Genomic DNA, 22,060 nt, shown 5'->3' on the forward strand with positions numbered 1-22,060 from the left:
GCCCGGGCCGTTTCCTATCGGGCCGCAGTCACCTCGACATAGGAATCACTCTTACGCAGTCCCTTGTTCTCACTGCGCATCATGCCGCGCACGTCCACCCGCAGAACCCGTTCGTAGGGGTGGGCGTTGATGAATGCGGCCAGGGAAATGGTGACCTCGTCGGTCATCTTCGCGATGGCCGCACGCGCGCCGCCCGCGTTGGAATCGGTGTCGGCGTGGTCGTCGATCAGGTACTGGAGCACCCGTTCCGCGATCTCGACCCGGACCCCGTGCTTGACCATGATCTCGCGCCGCATCTCACGGAGCCTGTTCTTGACGATCTTGCGCTGGGTCTCGCGCGAGAGCGGCTGGAAGGGGACGATCGCGTCGATACGGCCCAGCAGTTCGGGCGGGAACTTGTTGTCGCCCTGAGTGGTGGCGATGGAGCGGCGGATCTCCTTCATCTTCTCCACCAGCTCCTTTCCCGATCCGGTGTCGTCCTCGTTGTACTGGGCGATGGTCTCGTAGATCTCGGAGCCAGCGTTGGTGGTGAGCACGATGTAGGTGTTCAGGAAGGACACCTGGCGGCCGTTGTCGTTGGTCAGCCTGCCGTCGTCGAGCACCTGCAGCAGAACCCGGGTGATCGCGGAGGCGGCCTTCTCGATCTCGTCGAAGAGCAGGACCGCGTGCCCGAGGTCCCACACGCGTTTGGTCAGTTCCGAGCGGAACAGGTCCAGGGACTCCTCGCGGGCGAACTCGGACATGTCGAACCGGATGAGGTGGCGCTGGTCGTCACCGAACAACAGCTTCGCCAGCTGCTTCGTGAGCTCCGTCTTTCCCGTACCGGTGGAGCCGGTGAGCAGGAAGGAGGACATCGGCTTGGTCTTGTCGTTCAGGTCCGCCACGCACAGCTGCAGCCTCTTGGCGACCACGCTTGTGGCGAAGTCCTGGGAGAAGACCGCACTGTCCAGCTGTTGCTTGATCTTCACCGCGTCGACGCTGAAGGCCACGTTGACGTTGGTCGACTCCATAAGGACGTCGGCCAGCAGGGCGCGGTCCATCGGGCGCCCGCTGTGCCGGTGCCAGCCCACCATCGAGTCGAGCACGAGGATCGACTTGCGCGGCTGGGTCGAAGCCGGGATGTACCGGTTGGTGTACTCGTAGATCAGCTCGAAGAGGTGGTCGTCGTAGAACTGGTTGGCCACGCCGTACCGCCGGGCCATCCCCTTGAGGATCCGGACCGTGGTGCTCTGGTCGGGCGGGTTCACGTTGATGCGCTGGAGGCGTTCCATGAGCGGTTGGTTCGGCGCCACGAACTTGTGGAACTCGTCGAACGTCGTGGCCGCGATGACCCGGATACCGCGCGCACCCGAGGCCGCCAGCACCGGCTTGAGCGCCTCGACGGAGGCCGCGCTCAGCTGCACCACCTGGTGGAACTCGTCGATGAACAGCACCAGCTCGACCTGTTCGTCGTTGCTGAACAGCTCGGCCTCGTCGAACAGGCCCTTGAGCAGCGCGGCCATTTCGTCGGGGGTGCTCAGACCGGCGATCATCCGGGCCAGATCCACTTCCAGGTACAGCCGCTTGGTGTCCGCCGTCATGGCCGCCTGGACCAGGGCGGTCTTTCCCGACCCGGGGGGAGCGAGCAAAAGGGCGTTGCACAATTCGGGGCGGGACATGGCGGCCATGAGCTGGGAGATCTCACGTTCTCGACCGACGATCTCACGCTCGGCGGCCTTGAGTGGATCACTGTACTTGGCCAGCTTCGGGTAGAGCTCGTTGAGGTCCTCAGCGAGGGAACCGTCGGACCGGGTGAACAACCAACACCACCTTCTGTGGGAGAGAAGGTTACGGCTTCGTCTCGATGCCGCTCAATTTGTGCTCATAAATCAGCAATATCCTAGCACGCAGCACCCCGACAAGGACCAACGGGATTCCCTGTTTGAGGCGACCGTAAATGCCGCCGGGGGTCGCCTTCCAAACGGAGGGGAAGGCGACCGCACCCATGCGCGAAAGACGCGAGAAGAAAGCACGGGGCCGTACCCGGAACCGCCGAGTCGAGTTCCGGATTCCGCGATAGCCGACCGGCCCCGCGCGCTTAGTCCGTACGGTTCTCCCGTCCTCGCCCCCCGGCACCGGTCCTAGTCGTCGTCCAGGTCGAGAAAGCCGTCGGGGTCGCCACTGCTCCCGGCGACGTGTCCGGCACCGTGCCGGCCGGTCGGGGCCCCTCGCTCCGGGCCCGACAGCGCCGCCGCCACACCCGGATGGATCCTCGACCGCAGCATCCCCTCGGGGCTGTCCTCGACGTAGTCCACTCCGGGTCGCAGGGTGGCCTCCTCCGCGCGGCGCTGGGCCCGCACCTCCTCCAGGACACGGTCGAACACCCCTCCGGGGACCTGGTTCACCGCGCTCGGACCCGAGCCCTCGTCACGGCGTCCGGGACCCGTCTGGCCGCGTTGGACCACGTCGAACTCCTCGTCGGCGAACAGGTCCTCGATCTGCTCCGAGCGCTCGGACACGGCGGGCTGGTTCTCGGCCGCCGCCCACTCGGGCTCCTCCGTCGAGTAGTCGGGGAAGTACTCAGCGAGGGTGTAGCCGCTGTTCCCCTCGTTGAGCTCGGTGTTGTTCTGGTTGCGTACGCCCACGAAGGCCAGCGGCGGCTGATCGATGCGCTCCGGCGCGACCAGGAGGAAGTCGGCTTCGGCGGGCAGTTCCCAGATGATCCCGGTCATGGACTCCGGTACCTGGAAACGGGAACCGAAGTAACCCTTGCGGACCAGTTCGAGCAGCTGGTCGGTGCCGAACTCGTAGAAGGCGTCGAAGTTCGGCTCCGACCCGGAGCGGAACGGCAGCGCGGTGATGCCGTAGGGCAGGGCGACGTCGGGCTGGACCTGGATGAGCTGCCCGCGCAGGTGCAGGTACGGGCGGTGGTTCTGGTCGACGCCGTGGTGGAGGACCGACACCGTCTCCATGCGCACGGAGATCTCACAGGGAACCGCGCTCAGGGTCTCCGTGTCGGCCTCGCTGTCTCGGGCCAGGCGGTGGAGCCACGGGTCAGTGAGCTTCAGGGGTGCGATTTTCACGCGTTCGCCTTTCTTCGGGTGCGGGGGTCACCGACTGGTCGCCTCTCCCAGCAGGGAGCGCCGGGCCTTCGCGGCCAGCCGGTACTGGGCACGCCAGAGCCACCGGGCCACGACCAGCACCAGGACGAAGATCAGACCGATGAGGAACAGGGCGGGCACCAGCCAGTACGTCACCTGCATCTCCAGGGGTGACGCCGGACCGACACCGCTCCCGCCCGACACCATCAGGAAGACGTTCGGGACCACGGTCACCGCGGCGAACATCCCCAGCACGTAGATGGCCGCGACCGCTCCGAACCGGAGGCCGGAGCGCACGACCACCAGCAGCGCCCTCGTCCCCGACCGCCCCAGGCGCGAGCGGATCCGCGCACCCAGCGGCGGCCGTGCCGAGCCGTTCCCGTCGGGCCGCTCGGAGTCGGTGGTCGCTCCTGCGGGGGCCTTCCTGTCCTGTTCCTCGTCCTGCTGCTTCTTCTCGCGTTTGGGCGTCACGACCGAGGCGGACTTCGCCTTCTTCCTGGCCGGCGGTGGAGCGGGGCTCATGAGTGGTTCTCCTGGCGGGGACGGGGGTCGAGGTCTCGGAGTGCCCCGGGGCGGGGCGGGTGTGCGGGGCGCCTCAGGAGCGCTGGGGGGCCTCGTCGGTCCACTGGACGTCGAAGTGGGTCACCATACCCGCGTAGTCGGTCGTCCAGGCCACAGACAGCGTCGCGACAGGGGGTACCGGGTCCTCCTCGTCATGTCCGTCCTCCGGAACGTCGTCGGCGTCGAAGACCTCCACGTAGGCGAAGTAGGAGTAGTCGGCCTTCCTGCTCTCGACCACGACCGGGGAGAACTCCCCCAGGCTGGCCTTCGCGTCCGGGCCCAGACCGGGGACCCCGTCCTCGGCCAGTGCCTGGGCCGGGAGCAGGGACTCCTCCTCGACGGGCACCCTCGGCTCGACCGAGGCGTCGCCCTCCGCTTCCACGACCTCCAGCAACAGCTCGCGCATCCACTCGCTGTCGGCCTCCACGCGTTCGACGCGGACGGACGAGGAGCTCTCCAGCGCCTCGACCCAGCCGGCGCGGTACTCGGCCTGGGCCTGCGCGTCCTCCTCCTGGAGCCCCTCCACCAGTGTCGCGACCTCGGCCCGGTCCTCGTCGTGTCCGGAGGAGGCGGACCACACGGCCAACCCGCCGACCGCCGACAGGAGCACGGCCACGGCCAGGGGCGTCCAGGAGAGGACGAGCCGGATCCTCTTCCGGCGGAGCTCGCGCTCACGCTCGTAGGCCTCGATCTCGGCCAGGCTCATCCCTGGTCACCCCCGTCCTCGTCCCCACCGTCTCCGGTGTCCTCACCGGAGTCCGTGCCGACGCTCTCGTCGTCGGCGTCCTCCTCGTCGTCGCTGACGGCGACAGACCCCAGCACCATCTGGTCGAACTTCTTGACCACCGGGTCGTAGGTCCCGTGCATCCAGGCGACCATCTGGCCGGTCTCCTCGTGGGTCAGGGTCCAGACCATGGGGATCATCCCGTCCCGCTCGAAGACCTTCGCCTCATGAGCGGTCCAGGTGTACTCGGCGACGGCGGCCTCGTCCTCCAGGGCGTCCAGAACCGCCACCTCGGAATGCCACTGGCTCACCGCGTTGAAGCCGCTGTCGTCGCGCACGTGCGCGGCGAAATGCGGGGTCAGATGGCGGCTCAGGCCACCGACACCCTCCTGGCGCAAACCCTCGGCGCAGGCGGTGAGCTCCTCGTTGGTGTACTCACGCGGGTCGGAGGGCCGCTCGTCGAGATAGGAGACGCACTCGTCCCGTTCACCCAACCGGGGCGTCCTCTCGGGCAGCTCGTCCAGGCGCAGCGGCCCGGCGTGCTCCAGGTAGGTGTTCTGCGCCTCGGCCACCGTTTCGCCCACTGTGGTGGCCTGGCTCAGCCAGCGGTTGGCCTCCTCCTCGCCGGGCAGGTCCTCCAGCCCCTGCTCGGCGACGCCGATGTTCCGCTGAGCGTCGAAGCCGTCCTGAGCCTGTTCCTGGAGTTGGCTCTCGTGGTGGGAGCTGATCGCGGCCGCGATGACCAGCAGCACCAGCCCGCCCAGGAGGAACAGCGCGGTGCCCGACCAGTAAACGAAGCGCAGCAGCAGGGTCCTGCATCCGACCTTGGCGCGCCGGGGTGAGGGGCTTTCGTCCGACTCGGCGGAGGAAGCGGGGGCCGTCGAAACAAACGGCGACGTCGAGGGCCTTTCGGACCCTTTTTCACCATCGGCCACGTTGACCTCCTCTCCTCAGTGACCACGAGGTACTTCTTCTCGGAAACAGAATGGCTCTCTCAACCCACACAATAGTGATGAACTCCGCGCCACCGGCACCGGTGGACCCCGGCGCCGACCCACCCGAACCGGATCAGTCGGGACCGGAGGAACGCACCCGGGAGGTCGTGGCGTACCCCTCGAGCTCCGCCACGCCGCCGTTGCCGTCGGTGGTCAACAGCACCGTCGCGGTGCTGAGGGCACTGGCCTCACCGTCGTCGGAGGTGGTCCGCACGTCGACCACCACCAGATAGGCGTACTCGGTGCCCTGAATCGATATCAGGTCGGTTTGGAAACTGTTCACCCGCGAGTCGAGTCCGAGCAGGTCGATGAGGGCGTGTTCCTCTCCCCCGCTTTCGACGTTCACCGGCGCGCTGGGCAGGAACTCGGTCATGAACGCCGAGTCCTCGGGAACCCCGTGGACGTTCGTCATCGTGGTGCGCGCGGCCTCGTACTCGGCATGGCTCTCCCACGTCAGCGCGGTGCCCAGCACCTCCTCGATGAGTGCCTCGTCGTCGGCCAACCGGTGGACGTTCGTGCCCACCACGTCGTCAGCGGCCAGGCGGCCCCTCTCCTCCTGCTCAGCCACCAGCTCGGCCCTGCGGTCGTCGAGCTCGACGATCTGCTGCTCCTGCTCGGCCAGGACGTCCTCCTGGGCGCCACGCGTCAGCGCGAAGGAGACGCTCGCGACGACCAGGACCCCGGCCCCGACCAGGGGAAAGGCATTGCGTTGCAGGAACCCCATCAGTCCTCCTCCCGGTCCGGCCCGCCCGCGGCGCGCTCACCGATCGTGGTCTCACCGACGTAGAGGCTGTGGAACGTCCCCGCGTCGGAGCTGTAGGCGGCCCTGGCCCAGGCGAGCAGGTCACCGCTGGAGGCGTCACGGTTGAGCCAGGCCACGTTCACCGTGCGGGACGATCCGCCCCGAGGTGTGACGGCCACCAGCTCCCAGGAGTTCGCCGTGGGTTCCGCGTAGGTGGTGAGGCCCTCGTCGGCGTAGCGGGTGTACCAGGGGGCGAGCACGTCGATCTCACCGGGACCGTAGAACACGTCCGCTCCCGGGGCGTAGTCCTCCTCGTCCTCGATGATCCGCGCCGACTCCGCGAAGAGGCCGATGAGCTCCTCGCGGTGTTCGCCCACCGGGGCGTAGATCTCTCCCGCGTCCCCGTCCCCGGACAGCTCCTCGTCGTTGAGGTCGGCGAAGATCTCCTGGTAGGTGTTCTGTGCCTCGGCGACCTGTCCGCCCTTCTCCCAGGCCTCCGACACGGACTGCTCCAGCTGTTCCTCGAAGGCCGCGGCGTCGTCCTCGTCCCAGGTCTCGGACTCCAGACCCCGGATGTCCCCCTTGAGCATGGCGATGGACTCCTCGTTGGCCTGGGCCCGGGCCTCCGTGGTGTCGGTGCTGGACGCGGCCAGGGCCCCGAAGCCCATCGCCCCGACCAACAGCGCCCCGCCCAGACCCAACCGCACTCTCCCGCCGAGGTCGCGCTCGGCCTGCTGGGAGGCGGTGCGACGCTCCCCGCGTTCGCGCCTGCGCCCCTGGCGCCGGGCGCGACGCTCACGCAACATCTCCTCCACGTCGTCGCCGGTCATCCTCCGGCGGTTCGGCCGCTGTTTGGCCTCGAACCGGTCGAGGCGTTCCATCACCTCCTCGCGGCTCATCCGGTGCCAGGGCTTCTTCTCCGACCCTTCCGTGGAGGCTCCGTCACCCGACGGGTCCTCGGCTCGGTCGGCACGTTCCCCGTGTTCTTCGTCGGACACCGTCGCGCTCCTCTCCTGGTTCCCGTGTGCCTGTCAGTCGGTCCCACACGGCGCTACTTGAACGGATCCGGCCCCACACTGATGTGCACGTGGTCGACGTGGTTCTGGGTGTTGCTCCCTCGCCCACCCGCGTACCGGGTGTTCTCCTCGTTCCATTCTCCGACGGGGTCGTTTCCGGCCGCCCACTTGCGTTCGTTCCACAGGATTCCGCTGATGTTGAGTTCCTCGGAATTCGCGATGACGAAGTTGACGATGGTGTCCCCCGATCTGCGCATCTCGGCGGAGGGCACCTTGTTGAGCGGAGCCATCATGTAGTCGATGGCCTGACCGTTGTGGTGGTTGCTGCTCGGTTCGTTGCGTTGGCCGCCAGCGGTCAGGAAGAAGCCACCGAACTCGTCCTGGAGGACCTTGTGCATGTCACAGGCGTCCGGGTGCATCCGGCCCAGGGAGTCGCAGGGCACCGTGTCACCGGCCTGGACCACGCTCCCACCGCCCGTGCTGGCGGTACGGCACTCCTGGATCGCGGCGTCGCGACGGTTCTGGTTGGCGTTGCCCACCGACATCGAGGCCTGCTCGAGAATGGAGTCCGCGAGCTCCTCGTCGGCCTCCCAGGACTTCATCTTCGAGAACCACACACGGGAGTTCTGGTAGCGGCTTTCGAGCCTTGGCTGGTTCACGGAATTGTCCAGCGTCAGACCCTCCCATTTCACCATCCAGTCCTCCGTGGCCTGCCTGATCGAGTTGTCGGAGTCCTCGATGAACGCCTTGACGAACCGCACGCGAGTGGGGTCGTCGTCGGTGACCATGAAACTGAGCTGGGTCTCGAGCTCGTACCACTCGCCGTCGACCTTGTCGGCGTAGTCGGTGAGCATCGAGTTGCGACCGTTGGTCCACTGCCCCAGGCCGATGCCCACCAGGTCGATGGCGGGCCAGTCCGCGGCGTAGCCGGCGTCGATCAGCTCGACCTTGAAGCCCTTCTCCTCCGCGTCCTTCGTCCGCGGCCCGACCCGGTAGCGCTCGTTGTAGATCGTCTCGACGGTGGTCGGGTCGATGTAGGACTCCTGCTCGAAGTTGCCGAGGACCCCCGCGATGTTCTCGTCCCGCATACCCATGCCCGACAGGACCGCGTAGATCTGCTCGGCCATCTCGTCCATGGAGTCGCTGTCGCCCCCGGACTGGTAGTTGTCGTCGATCTCGCTCACGACCGCCTCGGTCTGGGGGCGGCAGTCGTCCACACTGCCGTCGTGCTGGGCGGCCGTGTTGCCCTCCCCGGCGACACCCACCGCGACCATGGCGATCACGGCGAAGGCCATGAGTACGGCGCCGACCCCCACGATCGCCCCCGCGATCACGCCTCCGCCCAGGGCCGCCGCGACGATCCCGCCGAGGACCAGAGCGGCGCCGACCGCGAACTTGACCGCGACGGTGGCCCAGAACGCCACCATCTGCAGCAGGTTGATCGCCGAGGCGACCATCGAGGTGACCATGCCCTTGAGCCACTTGAGGAACTTCAGGAGCACCATGAGCTGGGAGGCCATGTTGACCGCCGGGGCGACCGCTGCCACCCCAGCGCCCTTGCCTGCTCCCCCGCCCTTGCCCTTGTCCTCCTCGGAGTCGCTCTTGGCGGCCGGGGAGGTGCCCGCCGCACCTAACTCAGCACCCCCGGCCGCCGCCTTCTTGGACGGGTCGCCCTCCTCCTCCGAGTCACCCCCGTCGTCGGCCATCGCGCCCAGGATGCGCTTGCCCGCCTGTTTGGCACCGGGGACGCTGTCCTCTCCACCGACGCCCGGGACACCGCCGCCGCCCGACCCGAGACCGGGGACGTTGCCCCCCGACGCCATACCGGCGGCGTCACTCGCCGCTCCCAGACCACGGGTCCGGTCGCCTCGCGATCCTGAGCCCGGGAGTTGCGGAATCTCGTCCTCGCCGCCGACCATGACGCCCTCTCCTCTTCCCTCAGCGCACCGTCTGGATTTCCTGAACCGCCCCGCCCTCGGTCGGGGTCAGTAGGTGAGCAGGACCTCTTCGTCCGCGTTGACCGATCCGGCCGAGTCGACACCGCGCAGCGTCACTTCCAGTTCGAGCAGTTCGCTGTAGGAGTCGACCTGGTAGGCGCTCTTCAGGCCCAGGTACTCCTGGTAGGCCTGGGTCGTGTTGTTCATGATGTCCCGCAGAGGCTTCATGGACTGGTTCGAGTGCCCGTACTCCTGCAGGTCGTTGCCGTCGGTGAGGATCCATTCCATCTCGTTGCCGGAGAACAGGGTGCTCCCCTCCTCGGCCCGGGCCTTCTCGTTGAGGAACGTGACGTAGGAACTCTCGTCCGAGGGCATGATCGCGTCCAGGTAGCCCTCCTCGACCGAACCCGAACGCCAGTCGAAGTCGAAGCCGCGCGGGTGCACCCATTCGGTTTCCAGCTCCAACGTGGACTCGTCCTCGCCCTCGGCCTCGTCGCCTGTGACTGCGTCACCGGCGAGCTGCACCGGAACCTCGGGAGGTTCGATGAACACGCCGTCCACGTTGATCCGGCTCATCTCACCGTCGTACTCGGCGACGCGGTTGAGCACCGCGCGCATCTGCAGGAGCTGCTCGTCCATCTGCGAACGGAGCTCCTCCTCCTGCTGGGCCACCACCAGTTCGTAGTAGATGGCGACCGGGTCGACCCGGTTGCTGTCCAGGGAGGCGGCCTCCACCGTGCCGGAGGCTCCGGGGTTGACGAACACCCGCCACTGGTCGAACTCGGCGAAGCTGCCGTCGTCGCGAAGGTCCTCGCTGAGGTTGCGGCCCGCGTCCTCCGTGTAGACGAGTTCGCTGTTGGCCCGCAGGGTCAGGCTCATGATCTGTTGGGCGAACGGGGCGTCGGAGTCGAGTACCACCCCGATGTATCCGGTGGAGCCGAAGACGATGATGGAGCCGGTGATGTTCGTACCGAGCGCCTGGGTGTCGAGGCGCTCGTTCGACCCGGTGAGGAACGCCTGGTAGTTGGCCGCGTCGGCGGAGAACGACCCGGTGCTGGAGTCACTGAACTTCATGAGCACCAGTCCGCGGTCACCGTCACCGTTGGTGTAGATCCCCTCGACGGTTCCGGAGAGTTCGGTCCTGGAGGTGGTGAACGAAGCCGTGTACAGCGCGGTCTCGCTCAGTTGGGACCGGTTGTTGGCGACGGCCGAGGCGATGGTCCCGGTCAGGAGCATGGCGAATGTGACGGTGAAACAGGCGGTCATGACCCCGAAACGCTCAATGGCGTGATGGGGACCCAGTTTCATCTTCTTCGCGTACGTCGTTATGGTTTCCTTCAAACTCACGTGACGTGCTCCTGCCGTGTCGCTCGAACATGGGCTGACCTGTGGAATGCGCGAAGGGTCGACGGCTTCTCGCGCCGCCGACCCTCATTCGTACCTACCGATGCACAACCATGATTCAGGACGATGGTGCGGTGGTGCCCCGCCGTGGGCTAGACGAGCCCCATGAGGATCATGGCGCCGCCGCCCAGGTCCTCGATGGTGGCCCTACCACCAGCGGCGATGGTGGAGAGAAGGCTGAATCCACCGACCATGAGGGCTCCGCCGACAAGGATCAGCCCGCCGACCTTGCCCCAGCTGGTCTGGTCCTGCTGGGTGGCCATGAGCTTCTTGATAAGCAGAACACCGCCCCAGATAACGCCGACGGTACCCATCAGGGCGAGGGCGGATCCGCCAGCCAGTCGCACGTAGTTGGTGGCGTTCTCCAGAAATGAGAGGAGGTCCCATGACGCGGAAGGGAGGTTGCTCAGGTTCATTTTCGGTAGTCCTTGTCCTCTGGTCCTGGCCTGGTTCGACTGTGAGGGAGTGTGAGGGCAGAAAGCTCAACAGGCCTGGGGTACGGATGAGGGTGCCAGTACCTGGGTCTTCCGTATTCCAATGCGGGCTCTCTGAGGGCTGATTCTAACTGTCGGCTGTCGCGAGCGGCAACTTTGTCCATCACATTGTTAGCTCTGGAGCAGGGGAAACTCCGAACAGCGTCACATTGACCTACTCCGGCCAACATGTGTGAGACCAAGCCGCTTCACCCCCCGCCTTTCCGCTCAGTGATCAAAGGTTTTCCCGGTTACCAAAATCACTTTCGCTTGGGTCCGCGCCTCCGGTTCCGCGGCGGGGTGGCCCCACCCGCACTCGGCGGCTTCTTCGGGGTCGGCTGCGGCTGCGCGGGCTTGGGCGCACCACCGCTGACACCACCGACCGCTCCGGCGACGTCGGACACGTTGCGTCCGGTGCCCGAGGTCTGCTGGCCCTTCTGGACCCGCCGGTCGACCCTGGGGGTGGTCTGCGGAGTATCGGGGGAGGGCTGCCTCCCGGCCTGTTGCACGGCCCTGCCAGGCTCGGAGTTACTGGACATGGTCGGACCGCGCCTCTCCGCGGTCCCGCCCGCCGCTTCGACCGCTCCGGCCTTGTCCCCGAGACCCAGCCGCCGTTTGTCCGCCTCCACATAGCCCGCGGCCGACTGTTGGACAGATTCGCCCGTGGCCTTCATCGGGCTGTCGGAGAGTCCGTCCCTCTCGACCCGGCGGCCGAGCTCGGCCTCCCCTGCGGCGTTCCGCTCCTGGGCGCTGGGCTCCAGACCCGCACCGGAACTGCCTCCACCGGACATCGCGGGGTCGTCGGTCTCCAACTTGCCATCGGTGTCGACGTCGCCACTCACCTTGGTGTTGTTGTCGGCCGTCATTGCGGCCGCACCCGCTCCGGCTCCGAGACCTGCTGCGGCGGCACCGGTGTTCGTCCCGCCCGCGTTCGCGCCCTTGAGGCCCTTGGGGTTCTTCATCCCTCGGGCACCGTTCATCGACCGGTTGCCGCCCGCAGCCGAAGCCTTCCCGCTGCCGGGCCTGTGCGGCCGCATGGTGTTGGGGGGCGTCTGGGCCTTGCTGTCGACGAACTTCTCGACAGCCTTGGTGACGCCGTCCTCCACCGCCTTGACCAGGGTCTTGCGCACACGCATCGCCATGATCGTGAAGAGGATGACGGCGACGATCGACACGAGGGTGACGACCATGTGCAGGAATCCCGATTCCTTCAGGAATTCCACGAATTCCGGCGGAGCTGGCGCTTCGTTGCCAGTCAGGGCTCCGGAGAACGGGGCCGAGATGATCTCCGGCATCGCGAGCAGAAGCGCCAACACCAGCTTGTAGAGGAAGATCGTGACCAGGATCTCCATGATCATCGCAACCGTGTAGATGATGAACTTGGCTATGCCCGAGACCACGCCCACCACCGCGAACGGGATCGATCCAATCAACTGGAAAGTGCGTCGGATGTTGGCCATCAACAGCCCGAGGGAGTAGCCGAGCCCGATGACGACGAACGCGCCCAGGAGAACCACGGCATGGATCCAGTAGATGAAGCTCATGATGCCGGTACCCACGAGGTTCACCGAATTGTGGATGTACCGGGTCGCCTCACTGGTGGACTTGCCAGAGGAGTAGGAGGTGTAGGAGGACGGCCCGAAATCCGTGTTGAGGTAGTTGTACATCGCCAGCGGAGCGAGGTTGCAGGCTGCGGGTACACCTCCCGTGTCAGCGATCTTGCGCCCACACGCCGTTTGCGTCCCCCGCTCGCTACTAAAATGGATCTTGTCGCTTCTATTTTCTCCCGATGCCATTTCCCGATTTGCAGTCAGCCCAGAGTCGGGAGCGACGGAGAGCAACGGGTTCGACTGGGCGTCTTCAAGATCTTGGAGGCTTGACGGACGCGCCATATACTCATCGAACCAGCTGGTCGCGTTTTCCATGTCCTCGGCGGCCACGGTCGACTTGGACTCGGACTCGAACGAGGCGGCGTTGACGTGATGGACATTCATGTAACGGTTCAGCATGTCACTGACCGCCGCGTAGTGCGAATCCTCGTAAGTCGAGCTGTCTCCGGCCAACATGTCGCTACCCCAGGTTGCCTCCTCCCCTGAGAGCCGGACACTCCCCTCCGAGAACCCCAGAGAGTTGGCGTTGATCAGCAAAGCGGTGTCGCGAACAGCTATTTGAGAATCACCGGATGGCGCTTGATCCTTCACGTCCCATTCGATTACCGCACCTGAGGGCACACGCAGGCGCTCCCGCATGGCCCAGGACTCGAAATCGAGGAACGTGGAGAACACCACTTCCGTTGCGGCTGAATTTCCCTCGTTCGTCGCCTCCTGCATCGAGTTGAGCACTCCGCTGTACATAGCGCCGATAATCGGCACCCCAACAGAGATGAAGACGAATCGAATAAGGAATTTCTTCGTCGCAGCTCCACGGTCCATTCGCTTGAACAGCAGGAGACCCATGACGAAGACACCAAGAAAGACCGGCAGAAGTACAGCCCATGAAATCCCGACCAGCAGACCGTAGCCGTAACCGACCAGGGCAACGAAGTTATCGGTTAGCCAATTAGTGTCGGTCCCCCCTTGGCCGCCGGTCATATTGTCGGCGAAATTTGGACCGGAGGTGGCCTGAACCCCGTCGTAGATCAGCCTGAAGGGGTTGAGCAGAATCAGAGTACTGAGAATGATCGACCAAAGGGAGTCGATGGCTGCCGCGACCATGAACAGGATGAGGACGATCCCGCCCATCATCCAACTGGAGAATCCGAGGGCGAGACCAGAGCTGGTGGAGTCGAGGCCCAAGCCGTTGAGACTTGCCCCGAAGAGCGCGTAGTTACGGGCCCCTGAGGCGTGATCAAAGCCCGACCCTTGGGCTCCCACCAACGAACCGTAACCGACGTCGTTGGAGGACTGAGCATTGCGTGAGTCGATCCATCCCCGCAGGATGTTGTACTGCTCGTCGGGGTACCCCAGCATCGATCCGGAACTGGCCGGATTCTGGATCAGCCCTTCCCAGTTACCCCCGAGCTCGATGGTGTTGCCCGGCTCCTGGGCCGTCGAGAACAGAGCCGTCATTGACGAGGAGAGCCGGTAGAACGACAGGCTGTCCAGCTCGTCTTCTTCACCACCGCTGTCTCCACCTCCGGCGCCACCGTCCCTGGCGCCGATGTCTGCTGACTCCTCCTCGTCCTCGTCTCCCTCGTCCTGTTGGACTTCCTCTTCGTTGTCACTGTCAGCGTGCGCGGGCAGCGTGTCACTTGGCAGCATGGCCAACGGGAAGGCGAGCAGCATCGCCAATACGGCCAGGCGCAACCACACAGCCAGACGCCGCCAGGCGCTGGTCCGCTCATGACCAGAGGACGGACCTCGCTGACCGCGCCCGAGCGCATCCTGCTCCTCCGGTCGCTGCTGTTCCCTCACGTCCATCTAGAGGCCCCGCTTTCCGCGGTTGCCCTCATTCGACGGGCTCTGGCCCTGCCTGCCCTTGCTCGGTGGCTGGGTCGGTTTCCCGCTCCGCTTCTTCCGGCTCGGCCTCATACGCTCACGTTGTTCGGCTTCCAACCGTGCTTCGGCACCCTCCACCGCCACACGCTGTGCCCTCTCCTCGGCCATGTCGCCTTGGGCCGCCGCTATGGCCGAGGACTCCTCGGGGCTGACGCGGTCGTCGTGCCCCCGCTGTGCCGCGCCCAGGATCTGGGCTCGGCGTTCGGCGCGGGCTGGGTTGATTCCCAACGGCAGGTCCATATGGAAGACGACGTTGGTGTGCCCCCGGCGCAGGTAGGCCAGGTTCTCCCCGCGTGTGGTCACCAACCGTTCCAGGTCGGGTGGGATGTCCTGGTGCAGTTGGCGCTGGTAGTTGGTGACGGTCGCGTCGCGCATCGTGCCGAGGATCGTCCAGTCGGCGGCGTCGAAACGGTTGAACGCCTCGTCCGCGAGCATCCTGTCCACGTCGTTGTACAGGTAGGCCACCCGGCCGCCACGAAGGAACAGATGGGTGAACTGCTCGCTGAGGTAGCCCTTGATCCGGTCGTCGATGTTCTCGGCACCGTGCAGGATCACCGTGTCTCCCAGGCCGAGGTTGTCCACGGCAAAGCCGATGACGTTGACCAACTGGGCCATCGCCACGCCCTTGCCGCGCTTGAGCAGCCGGGAGAAGTCGTAGAGCACTCGGCGGGCGTCGGCCACCCCGTCGATCTCGTCGTTGGTGTGGGTGTTGAACAGGTCGCCGTTGTTGTCCAGCAGGTCCTTGAAGACCAGACGCAGGATGTTGTAGGCGTGCAGCATCTCGTCGTCGCGGGCGCTGGAGTTGGACAGCGCCCGGTACTGGGTGTCGAAGTAGGTGACGATGTCCTGGAGGCGCGGCACCTGCGTGTGCGGGATGCCGACCACGCGCAACCGGTCCCGGTTGTGCTTGGCGTTGCGCGCCCACATGCCCTTGTCCACGTAGAACTGGGTGAGGGTCTCCTTGAGCGAACCGCGGATGATGGAGCGGTCCGAGTCGGTGGTCTCGTAGGCCTGTTCGGCCATGAGGACGACCTTCTCCAGGTGGGCCGGGAAGATCCCCAGCTCGTCCTCGGTCTTGCCGAACATCTCGAACATGTTGATGTCGCCCGAGTTCATGTCCAGCCGGGCGGTGATCCTGTCCAGCCGCGGGCCCAGGTCGTCGAGGCGCGCCCCGTTCAGGACGATGTGCACGGTGCGGGCATTGGACAGCAGGGCCGACTGGGAGATCTTCGACCCCCACATGTCGGGGATGTGCGCCCGGTTGAGCACGGGGTTGACGCCGTTGTCGGCCACGACCACGTGGTGCTCGTAGTCGTTGACGTCGAAGAGCACCGCGGAGTTGTTGACGTCACCGATCATGGACCCGACGTACTCGCCCGCCGGGTCGTTGAGGCCGTTGGTGACCAGGGAGTGCGATCCGGCGAACTCCACGCTGGTGAAGTGGAACCCCTTCCCCCGCTTGCGCTCGTTCTTCCCGAAGAGGTTGGTGAGCTCCTGGCGCTGTTCGCCCGGGTAGGCGGCCACCTTGACGGTGCCGAAGCGGTCGATGTAGAGCCTGCTGATCCGCTCGACCGCCTCGTCGAGGACCTCCAGGCTGGGTCCACGGACCAGCAGTCGGTTGTGCACGTGCAGGTAGCTGGAGCCGTCCTGGATCTCACCGGCGACGATCTCCATGTCGTCGCTGATCTTCGCGGACTTGCGCCGCGAGGTCATGGTGCCGGACTGGGCCTGCTCGCCCTCCTCCATGCGGTCGAGCTTCTCGACCGTCTTGAGCTTCTCCTCGATCCACTTCTCGCCCATACGGCGGACCTGCTCAAACATGACCACGGTGACCCCGTCGGGCAGCCCGTTGGGGATGCGGTTGATGCCCCAGAACGCTCCGAAGTCGTCACGTGCCCCGTCGTCGTGGAAGAAGCCGAGGACACACGCGTAGCGGTTGTCGACCCGGAAGTAGTCGCTGCGGAAGACGTAGCGTTCCCTGGGCTTGATCGCGAGCAGGTGCGGATAGTCGTCGAAGGTGCCGGAGAGCTGAGTCGCCTCCTTCTCCGCGGCCTTCTCGGCGGCGCGGCGCTCCTTGTCGGTCAGTTCCCGCTCGGCGTCCGCCTGTTCCGGGTCGCCCGTCTCGGTGCCCCCGCGCTGGCCGTCCCTGCCCCTGCGTGCCTTGCCCGACTTGCGCTTGCCCTTGTCCCCCCTGCGCTTGCCGCCCTTTGGTTCATCGTCGCTCGGGCCACTACCCGCCAGGTCGGGGAAGAGCTCGCTGAAGGTCGGTGCCTTCGCGCTCGTCGGCTGACCGGTCCACTGGGCGAGCGCGTCCTGATCCGGGGACGCCGAGCCCTGACCACCGTCCGGGCGCCCGCCGGGCCACTGCCCGTGCGGGGGCCCGGACGCGCCGCCAGGAAACTGTGCTCCGGTGCTCATGCGCGCCCTTCACTTTCTCCGCGTTCGTCGGCCGATACTCTGCGCAGCGTCATGTCCGGGCTCGTCTCACCCTTCGGCGGTGTAGATGGTCCGCAACATCTCGAAGAGGTCGTCGGCGCCCAGCATGGAGGCCTGCTTGATCATCAGGCTGGAGCCTTCGACCTCGGCCTTCACCAGGGCGTGCGCCCGCCGCAGGGCCTCCAGGTTGTCCGCCTTCACGACCAGGTACTGGTGGATGGAGTTGAACTGGCCGCCCACGTAGTCCTTGAGGATCGAGTACCGCTCGTCGAGCAGTTCGAACAACTCGGGATCGCGGTTCTCCAACCCCTGGTTGAGCAGTTCGAGGTTGCCGAGCTGGCGGTAGACCCGCTGGGGTTCCTTGGTGGTGATCCAGAGGTAGTCGACGCTGGTGTCGACCTTGCGCCAGAACGCGTCGACCCGGTTGAGGATGGCCTTCTTGTCCTCTTCGAAGACCAGTACCGAGGCGGAACCGACCACCAGGTAGGCCTGGCCCACGGAGCCGTCCGCCCATTCGATGCGACCGTTGTCGTCGACGCCCCTGATGTTCGTCACCGAGGCGAAGGGGCTGGGGTCGGAACCGCGCCGGGTGACGACACGGCGAGCGGGGCGGGGCACGTACTCCAGGAGCGCGGGCAGGGAGGTGAACCGCATCTCCTTGGTGTTGGAGTACCGGCCGAAGAAGGCGGTGGCGGCCAGCCACCAGACAGCCACCAGGAAGATGAGCCAGCCGTCGGCGCTGGACACGAACGTGGACGTGCAGACCCAGAACAGGATCATCACGGAGGCGAGCCAGAACAGGAGCACCTTCGTCGGCACCGGGCGCATCTGGAACCCGCCGCCGGCCAGCGCGATCTCGTGGTCCAGGAAGGACCGGTTCAGGCTGGTGGGGATCTTGAAGGTGCTCTTGGCCACGCCACGTACTCCGTTTCCACTCGTAGTCGAGCAATTCCGTGCGAACGCGAAGGGAAGGTGCCCGCGGTTCGACCGTCGGACTCATCCAAGCGCGTCCCACCGACACGAGCTGCCTGCGGAAGCGGAGCTCGGCGAAGAGCCGGGGCGCTCCGCCACCGTCGGTCCGTGCGGTCGGTGGTCTGGTCAGTGCACCGCAGCCGGGCGGTGACTGTCGGGGTCGGTCGGTCAGGGGGTCAGCCGACCGCGGTCGGCTTCACGGGTCTCGGGGAGGACCTCCACGCCCTGCTCATCGGGATAAGCGGGCCAGAGCGACCCGTGGTCGGGAAGTAGGGAGTCGACCGTGTGGCGGACTCGACCCGGTCGGCGGTTCGGTTGGGCGGGGTCCGCACGTGCCCGCATATCGAGTCACCCTCCGGTCGAAGCGAGCAGCGCTGAGGAGGAGGGGGTCTCTCCCTCGGCTGTTCACGCTCGTCGACTGGATCGCGTTCGGGGGTGAGTCCCACTCCTCTTGTGGGGTGAACTCGAACTTCACGGGTCTGCTTCTCCGCTCTCGTGCCCACACGGCCAGATCGCCTTGCGTGGTGTGAGTTGCGCTGCGCGTATCCGCAGTTCTCATTTTGACAGGATTTATCTCGCCCCGTGGCTGTCACTTCCACTACACGGAGAGGGGTTCCCGGGACGGCCTCAGGTGTCGCGCGAGGTCAAACGCACAGCGGGAACACACCGGGCGAAGAATGTGGCGGATGGCCGAAATCGGCCATGTGATGCACTTCACATTATAAATCGCCAGGTGGTAACGAAATCCGGCTCCGCCCTGCTCACAGGCCGGGCAGAGGCCCCGCTCACTCCCACACAACGGTCCGCGGGTCGACGCCGTGGGCCCGGGCGTTGGCGTTGATGACGTCGCGCAACCAGACAGCCAGGCCGGGCGCGAGCCCGTCGTAGTGCGCGCGGAACCCCGGGTCGTCCACGTTGGTCTGGCCCAGGATGACCTGCATCGAGTGCGTGCAGTCGAAGTAGACACCCATCGACCCCCGGTGCCGTTCGGCCAGGGCGTTCGCCTCTCGGCTCCCCGGCTCGACTCCGGCTAGCAGCGCGTCCGCCAGATCGGCGTTGAGTGCTGTGACCTCCTTCGCGACCTGTCGCCAGTCCTCGGCGGTTCGCTCCGCCGCGCGCTCGGCGAACTGCGCCCACTGCCGGGTGTCGCCCCAGCGCTCACGGGCCTGCGCGGCCCAGGAGGGCTGCCAGTCCGCACCGAAGATGGCGACCTGCTCCTCCGCTGACAGCAGGACCCCCTCCCGCCGAGCCTCGGCCATTCGGTCCAGGGCGTCCACCATGCGGTCCAGCTTCCGGATGCGTTCTCGCAACCGGTCCCGCTGCTGGAGCAGGGTCTCCGTGGCCTCCTCGGCGTCCGCCTCCAACAGCTGGGCGATCTCCTCCAGGGAGACCCCGAGCTCCCGGTAGACGATCACGCGGTGGATGCGGGCGATGTCCGCGGCCGTGTAGATCCGGTAACCGGCGGCGGAGCGCTCACTCGGCCCGGCCAGACCGATCTCGTCCCAGTGGTGCAGTGTGCGGACGGTGACCCCGACGAGTGAGGCCACCACTCCGACGGTCGTGGGCCGCCCACCCGTCGCACCGTCGCTCATCGGCTGTCCACCGGCCTCTCGCCATGAATGCACGCTCTCCGGATCTCACGGTACTTCCGCGCGTATCACCGCTCCAGCGACTCCAGGGCGGTCGGTGCGGCCGCGCCGAAAGGCCTTTGAGGATTGAGTTCCCTTTACCGAGGAATCACCACAATAAGCGACAAGTCATAAGGTAGTGCGCGAATCGGCTCGCACACGAGGAGGAGTTCATGCCCCCGAACAGAGCCACCTGGCACAGGCGGCGCTCACTCAGTCTGCGCCGTCTCCTCGGCGCGTTCGTCGCCGTGGCGATGCTGTGGGGTCTGTTCTGGCTGGTGTTCCAGTCCGGACTGGCCGCCCCGCTGGTGGAACTGGCCGGTCCCGCGATCGAGCACGTGATCGCGATGATCAACGATCCGCTGGGGATCGACTGGGGCGGTCAACTGCTGGCCTTCTCCGCGATCGCCATCCCCCACATGCTGGTGCTGTTCTTCATCTTCGAATAGGCCAGACCACCACGAAGGGGTGCGCGGGAGGACCTCCCGTGCACCCCTTCGTCTGCCCTGCCGCTCCCACGAGTCGGACCGATGCCTGAGGTTCGACGGGCCGGGATGTCAGTTCCGCTGTTCCGGGTACCCGTCGGTCTCGGCCGACCGCTGGGCATCCCAGCCGATGCCCCCGCCCCGAGCCTCACGGTCCCGCCGCGACTCCTCCATTTCCTCCCAGAGCTCGTCGTCCTCGCCGGGGACGAAACCTAGGAGTCCTTTGAAGTCGATCGCATCCAGGATCGATTCCTTCGGCTCTTCCAATGCTCTGCCTTCCTCCGGTCCGTTCGGTTCGCCGTCATCCCGCCGTGGTGCCCGCTCAGCCGCCGTAATCGGGACCCTGCACACCGCCGTGGACCTGGTTCGTCCGCACGCGCGACCGGTCACGTGAGGCCAGTCTCCGCAGCTCCGCACCCACCTGGGACGGCTTCCTGCGCACGCCGCCCTTGGCCGACGCCTGCTTGTGCAGCGTCTCCGGCCCCGGGTTCCGGTACTGGGTGGCCGGTGCGGGGTGCTGCCCGGAGCTCCGCTGGTCGGCCGAGGCCTGTCTGGGGGCGGCCTGCGGGGTGGGTCCACCCTGCCCCGTCCTTCCGTCGGCCGCCTCGCCGTAGGAAACGTAGTCCTCGTAGGGCTCCGGGAGCGATCCCGTGTCCGGCCCCGCCAGGAGCGGCTCGTCCCGCTGTCCGCGTTCGCGAGCGGCCTTCTGGCCGGAGGCCCGGTACTTCCCGGCGAGGTCCCGCGTGTCCCGCTCCCATTCGGGCCCGGCGGTCCGCCGGAACTCCGCCGCCTTCTTGGGATGCGTCCGCTCCACCGTCCTGACGGACTCCTGGAGCCCGCTCATGTAGGCGACCCTCTGCTGCTGGTCGGTGAGCCCGTCGGCGCGCATGGACGAGAACATCGCCCCGGACCGGCCCATGCGCGCGCGTGCCTTGGGGTCCCCGGTCATCTCGGCCATTTCCGGGTGCTTGCGGACGTCGGCCCCGGCGGCGTACTGCTTCATGGTCTCGTTGAACTCAGCAGGGGTCCGCGCACTGGCGAGTTCGCCGTACATGGTCCGGGCCACCGCCGTCCTGTGCCCCTTGGGGCCCATCGGCCGACGCGGGGTCATCGCCCCCTTCGACTTCCTGGTGCCCCCGTACGCGTCGTCGTAGTCGCCGGTCCAGAGCTGCGCGGTCTCGGTGGAACCGGGCATCCTGACCGCCTGAGGGTCGGACTTCGCGAGCCTGCCGTGCCCCAGTTCGGCGAAGGTCGCCGCCTGCGCGGGATCGCGTTCCATGAGCTGACCGGCGATGACGCGCGTGTTGCGCTCGACTGCGGCGCGGTCCAGCCCGTCTGCCTGCGCGTCGCTGTAGAGCAGGTTCAGCGCACTCTCGTACTGCTGCTTAACCTTCGCCGGGTCGGCGCCGGGCCTGCGCATCTCGTCGTGGGCGTTCTGGAGGATGGCCACGTGTGTGAGTGCCGCGCTGTGTTCGGTGAACGGGTCGCGGTTGTCGCGTTCCACCCGGTCCATACGCTCCAACCGCTTGCGGTGCCGACGGCTCATGCTCTCGCGGCCCTCACCGGTCTTGGCGAGGCGTTCGCTCTCCTTCTGGCGGGAGACCGCGCCCTTGTCCACGATCCGGGCCTCGCGCCGCTCCTGGCGCTTGACCTTGTCGGTGACGGCCGCGAGCACCCCCGGACGGTCACCACCCGCTCTGCTGCGACGTTTTGGCGAGAGCGCCCACATCGCCGTTCCCACGGTCACCTTCGCGACCATGCGTTTGGGGAGGAGGCCGAGCTTGACGGCGCCGAGGCAGGCGCGCGCCGACTTCGCCGCGAGGCCGCTGTGCTTGCGCCGCATCTTTCGGCGCTGGGCGTCCTGGGTCTCACCCGGACTGGTGATGCCCGAGGCCCGCATCTGCCTGAGGTAACTCGACCGTGCCTGGTCCAGGTCGACCTGGAGTTGGGCCGCCGGGTCGGGGTTGCGTCCACGGGCGTCGCGTTTGGCCTTCTTCTGCCTGCGCTCCACTCCATTGTCGTACGCCTTCTGCTGGAGCCGCTGCGGGACGACCTTACTGGTGAGACGTTGCGTCGGTTGACCAGTGCCGGGACCGCCGTTGGTGCCCGA

17 protein-coding genes are annotated in these 22,060 nt (G+C 66.6%); 1 reads left to right on the forward strand and 16 read right to left on the reverse strand.

What is annotated here, in order from left to right:
• Nucleotides 1–14 precede the first annotated feature (14 nt).
• From AC0VYL_RS23395 to AC0VYL_RS23460, 14 genes are all read right to left on the reverse strand, one after another.
• Nucleotides 15–1,799, reverse strand: coding sequence for an AAA family ATPase (locus tag AC0VYL_RS23395; RefSeq protein WP_475481510.1), 1,785 nt, complete (start codon nt 1,797–1,799; stop codon nt 15–17).
• 321 nt (nt 1,800–2,120) lie between these two features.
• Nucleotides 2,121–3,062 carry an AAA family ATPase gene (locus AC0VYL_RS23400; RefSeq protein ID WP_475481511.1) on the reverse strand — a complete coding sequence of 314 codons (942 nt, stop codon included), beginning with the start codon at nt 3,060–3,062 and terminating at the stop codon, nt 2,121–2,123.
• A gap of 27 nt (nt 3,063–3,089) precedes the next feature.
• The gene (locus AC0VYL_RS23405) at nt 3,090–3,602 is read right to left on the reverse strand and encodes a hypothetical protein (RefSeq protein ID WP_475481512.1); all 513 of its coding nucleotides are present in this window, start codon (nt 3,600–3,602) and stop codon (nt 3,090–3,092) included.
• A 73-nt stretch (nt 3,603–3,675) separates the two neighbouring features.
• Nucleotides 3,676–4,347 (reverse strand): hypothetical protein, encoded by a 672-nt coding sequence (locus tag AC0VYL_RS23410; RefSeq protein ID WP_475481513.1) that lies wholly within the window; start codon nt 4,345–4,347, stop codon nt 3,676–3,678.
• Entirely contained in the window at nt 4,344–5,300 is a 957-nt protein-coding gene (locus tag AC0VYL_RS23415; protein ID WP_475481514.1) for a hypothetical protein, read from the reverse strand. Before AC0VYL_RS23415 ends, AC0VYL_RS23410 begins: the two co-directional genes overlap by 4 nt.
• Nucleotides 5,301–5,433: 133 nt before the next feature.
• Complete coding sequence (locus AC0VYL_RS23420) at nt 5,434–6,084, reverse strand: hypothetical protein (protein WP_475481515.1); 651 nt, start codon at nt 6,082–6,084, stop codon at nt 5,434–5,436.
• On the reverse strand, nt 6,084–7,100 hold the full coding sequence (locus AC0VYL_RS23425; protein ID WP_475481516.1) for a hypothetical protein: 1,017 nt from the start codon (nt 7,098–7,100) through the stop codon (nt 6,084–6,086). The genes AC0VYL_RS23420 and AC0VYL_RS23425 overlap by 1 nt, the downstream gene beginning before the upstream one ends.
• A 53-nt stretch (nt 7,101–7,153) precedes the next feature.
• Entirely contained in the window at nt 7,154–8,941 is a 1,788-nt protein-coding gene (locus AC0VYL_RS23430) for a phage tail tip lysozyme (RefSeq protein ID WP_475481517.1), read from the reverse strand.
• Between the two features lie 162 nt (nt 8,942–9,103).
• Nucleotides 9,104–10,321 (reverse strand): hypothetical protein, encoded by a 1,218-nt coding sequence (locus tag AC0VYL_RS23435; RefSeq protein WP_475481518.1) that lies wholly within the window; start codon nt 10,319–10,321, stop codon nt 9,104–9,106.
• Between the two features lie 230 nt (nt 10,322–10,551).
• Nucleotides 10,552–10,875 carry a hypothetical protein gene (locus AC0VYL_RS23440; protein WP_475481519.1) on the reverse strand — a complete coding sequence of 108 codons (324 nt, stop codon included), beginning with the start codon at nt 10,873–10,875 and terminating at the stop codon, nt 10,552–10,554.
• A 317-nt stretch (nt 10,876–11,192) separates the two neighbouring features.
• Entirely contained in the window at nt 11,193–14,351 is a 3,159-nt protein-coding gene (locus AC0VYL_RS23445; RefSeq protein ID WP_475481520.1) for a hypothetical protein, read from the reverse strand.
• The gene (locus AC0VYL_RS23450) at nt 14,352–16,847 is read right to left on the reverse strand and encodes a hypothetical protein (RefSeq protein WP_475481521.1); all 2,496 of its coding nucleotides are present in this window, start codon (nt 16,845–16,847) and stop codon (nt 14,352–14,354) included. It lies immediately after the preceding gene.
• Between the two features lie 66 nt (nt 16,848–16,913).
• A complete protein-coding gene (locus AC0VYL_RS23455) occupies nt 16,914–17,780 on the reverse strand; it encodes a hypothetical protein (RefSeq protein ID WP_475481522.1) in 867 nt (288 codons plus the stop codon).
• 842 nt (nt 17,781–18,622) lie between these two features.
• Nucleotides 18,623–19,429, reverse strand: coding sequence for a MerR family transcriptional regulator (locus AC0VYL_RS23460; RefSeq protein WP_475481523.1), 807 nt, complete (start codon nt 19,427–19,429; stop codon nt 18,623–18,625).
• 209 nt (nt 19,430–19,638) lie between these two features.
• On the opposite strand from AC0VYL_RS23460, the gene AC0VYL_RS23465 reads away from it, so the two are divergent.
• Nucleotides 19,639–19,914, forward strand: a complete 276-nt coding sequence (locus tag AC0VYL_RS23465; protein WP_475481524.1) for a hypothetical protein — start codon at nt 19,639–19,641, stop codon at nt 19,912–19,914.
• A 108-nt stretch (nt 19,915–20,022) separates the two neighbouring features.
• On the opposite strand, the gene AC0VYL_RS23470 is transcribed toward AC0VYL_RS23465, so the two are convergent.
• Both AC0VYL_RS23470 and AC0VYL_RS23475 read right to left on the reverse strand, forming a co-directional pair.
• The gene (locus AC0VYL_RS23470) at nt 20,023–20,217 is read right to left on the reverse strand and encodes a hypothetical protein (protein WP_475481525.1); all 195 of its coding nucleotides are present in this window, start codon (nt 20,215–20,217) and stop codon (nt 20,023–20,025) included.
• Nucleotides 20,218–20,272: 55 nt separating this feature from the next.
• Nucleotides 20,273–21,961 (reverse strand): hypothetical protein, encoded by a 1,689-nt coding sequence (locus tag AC0VYL_RS23475; protein ID WP_475481526.1) that lies wholly within the window; start codon nt 21,959–21,961, stop codon nt 20,273–20,275.
• Nucleotides 21,962–22,060 lie beyond the last annotated feature (99 nt).

Source organism: Nocardiopsis sp. iso_238 (assembly GCF_056173325.1).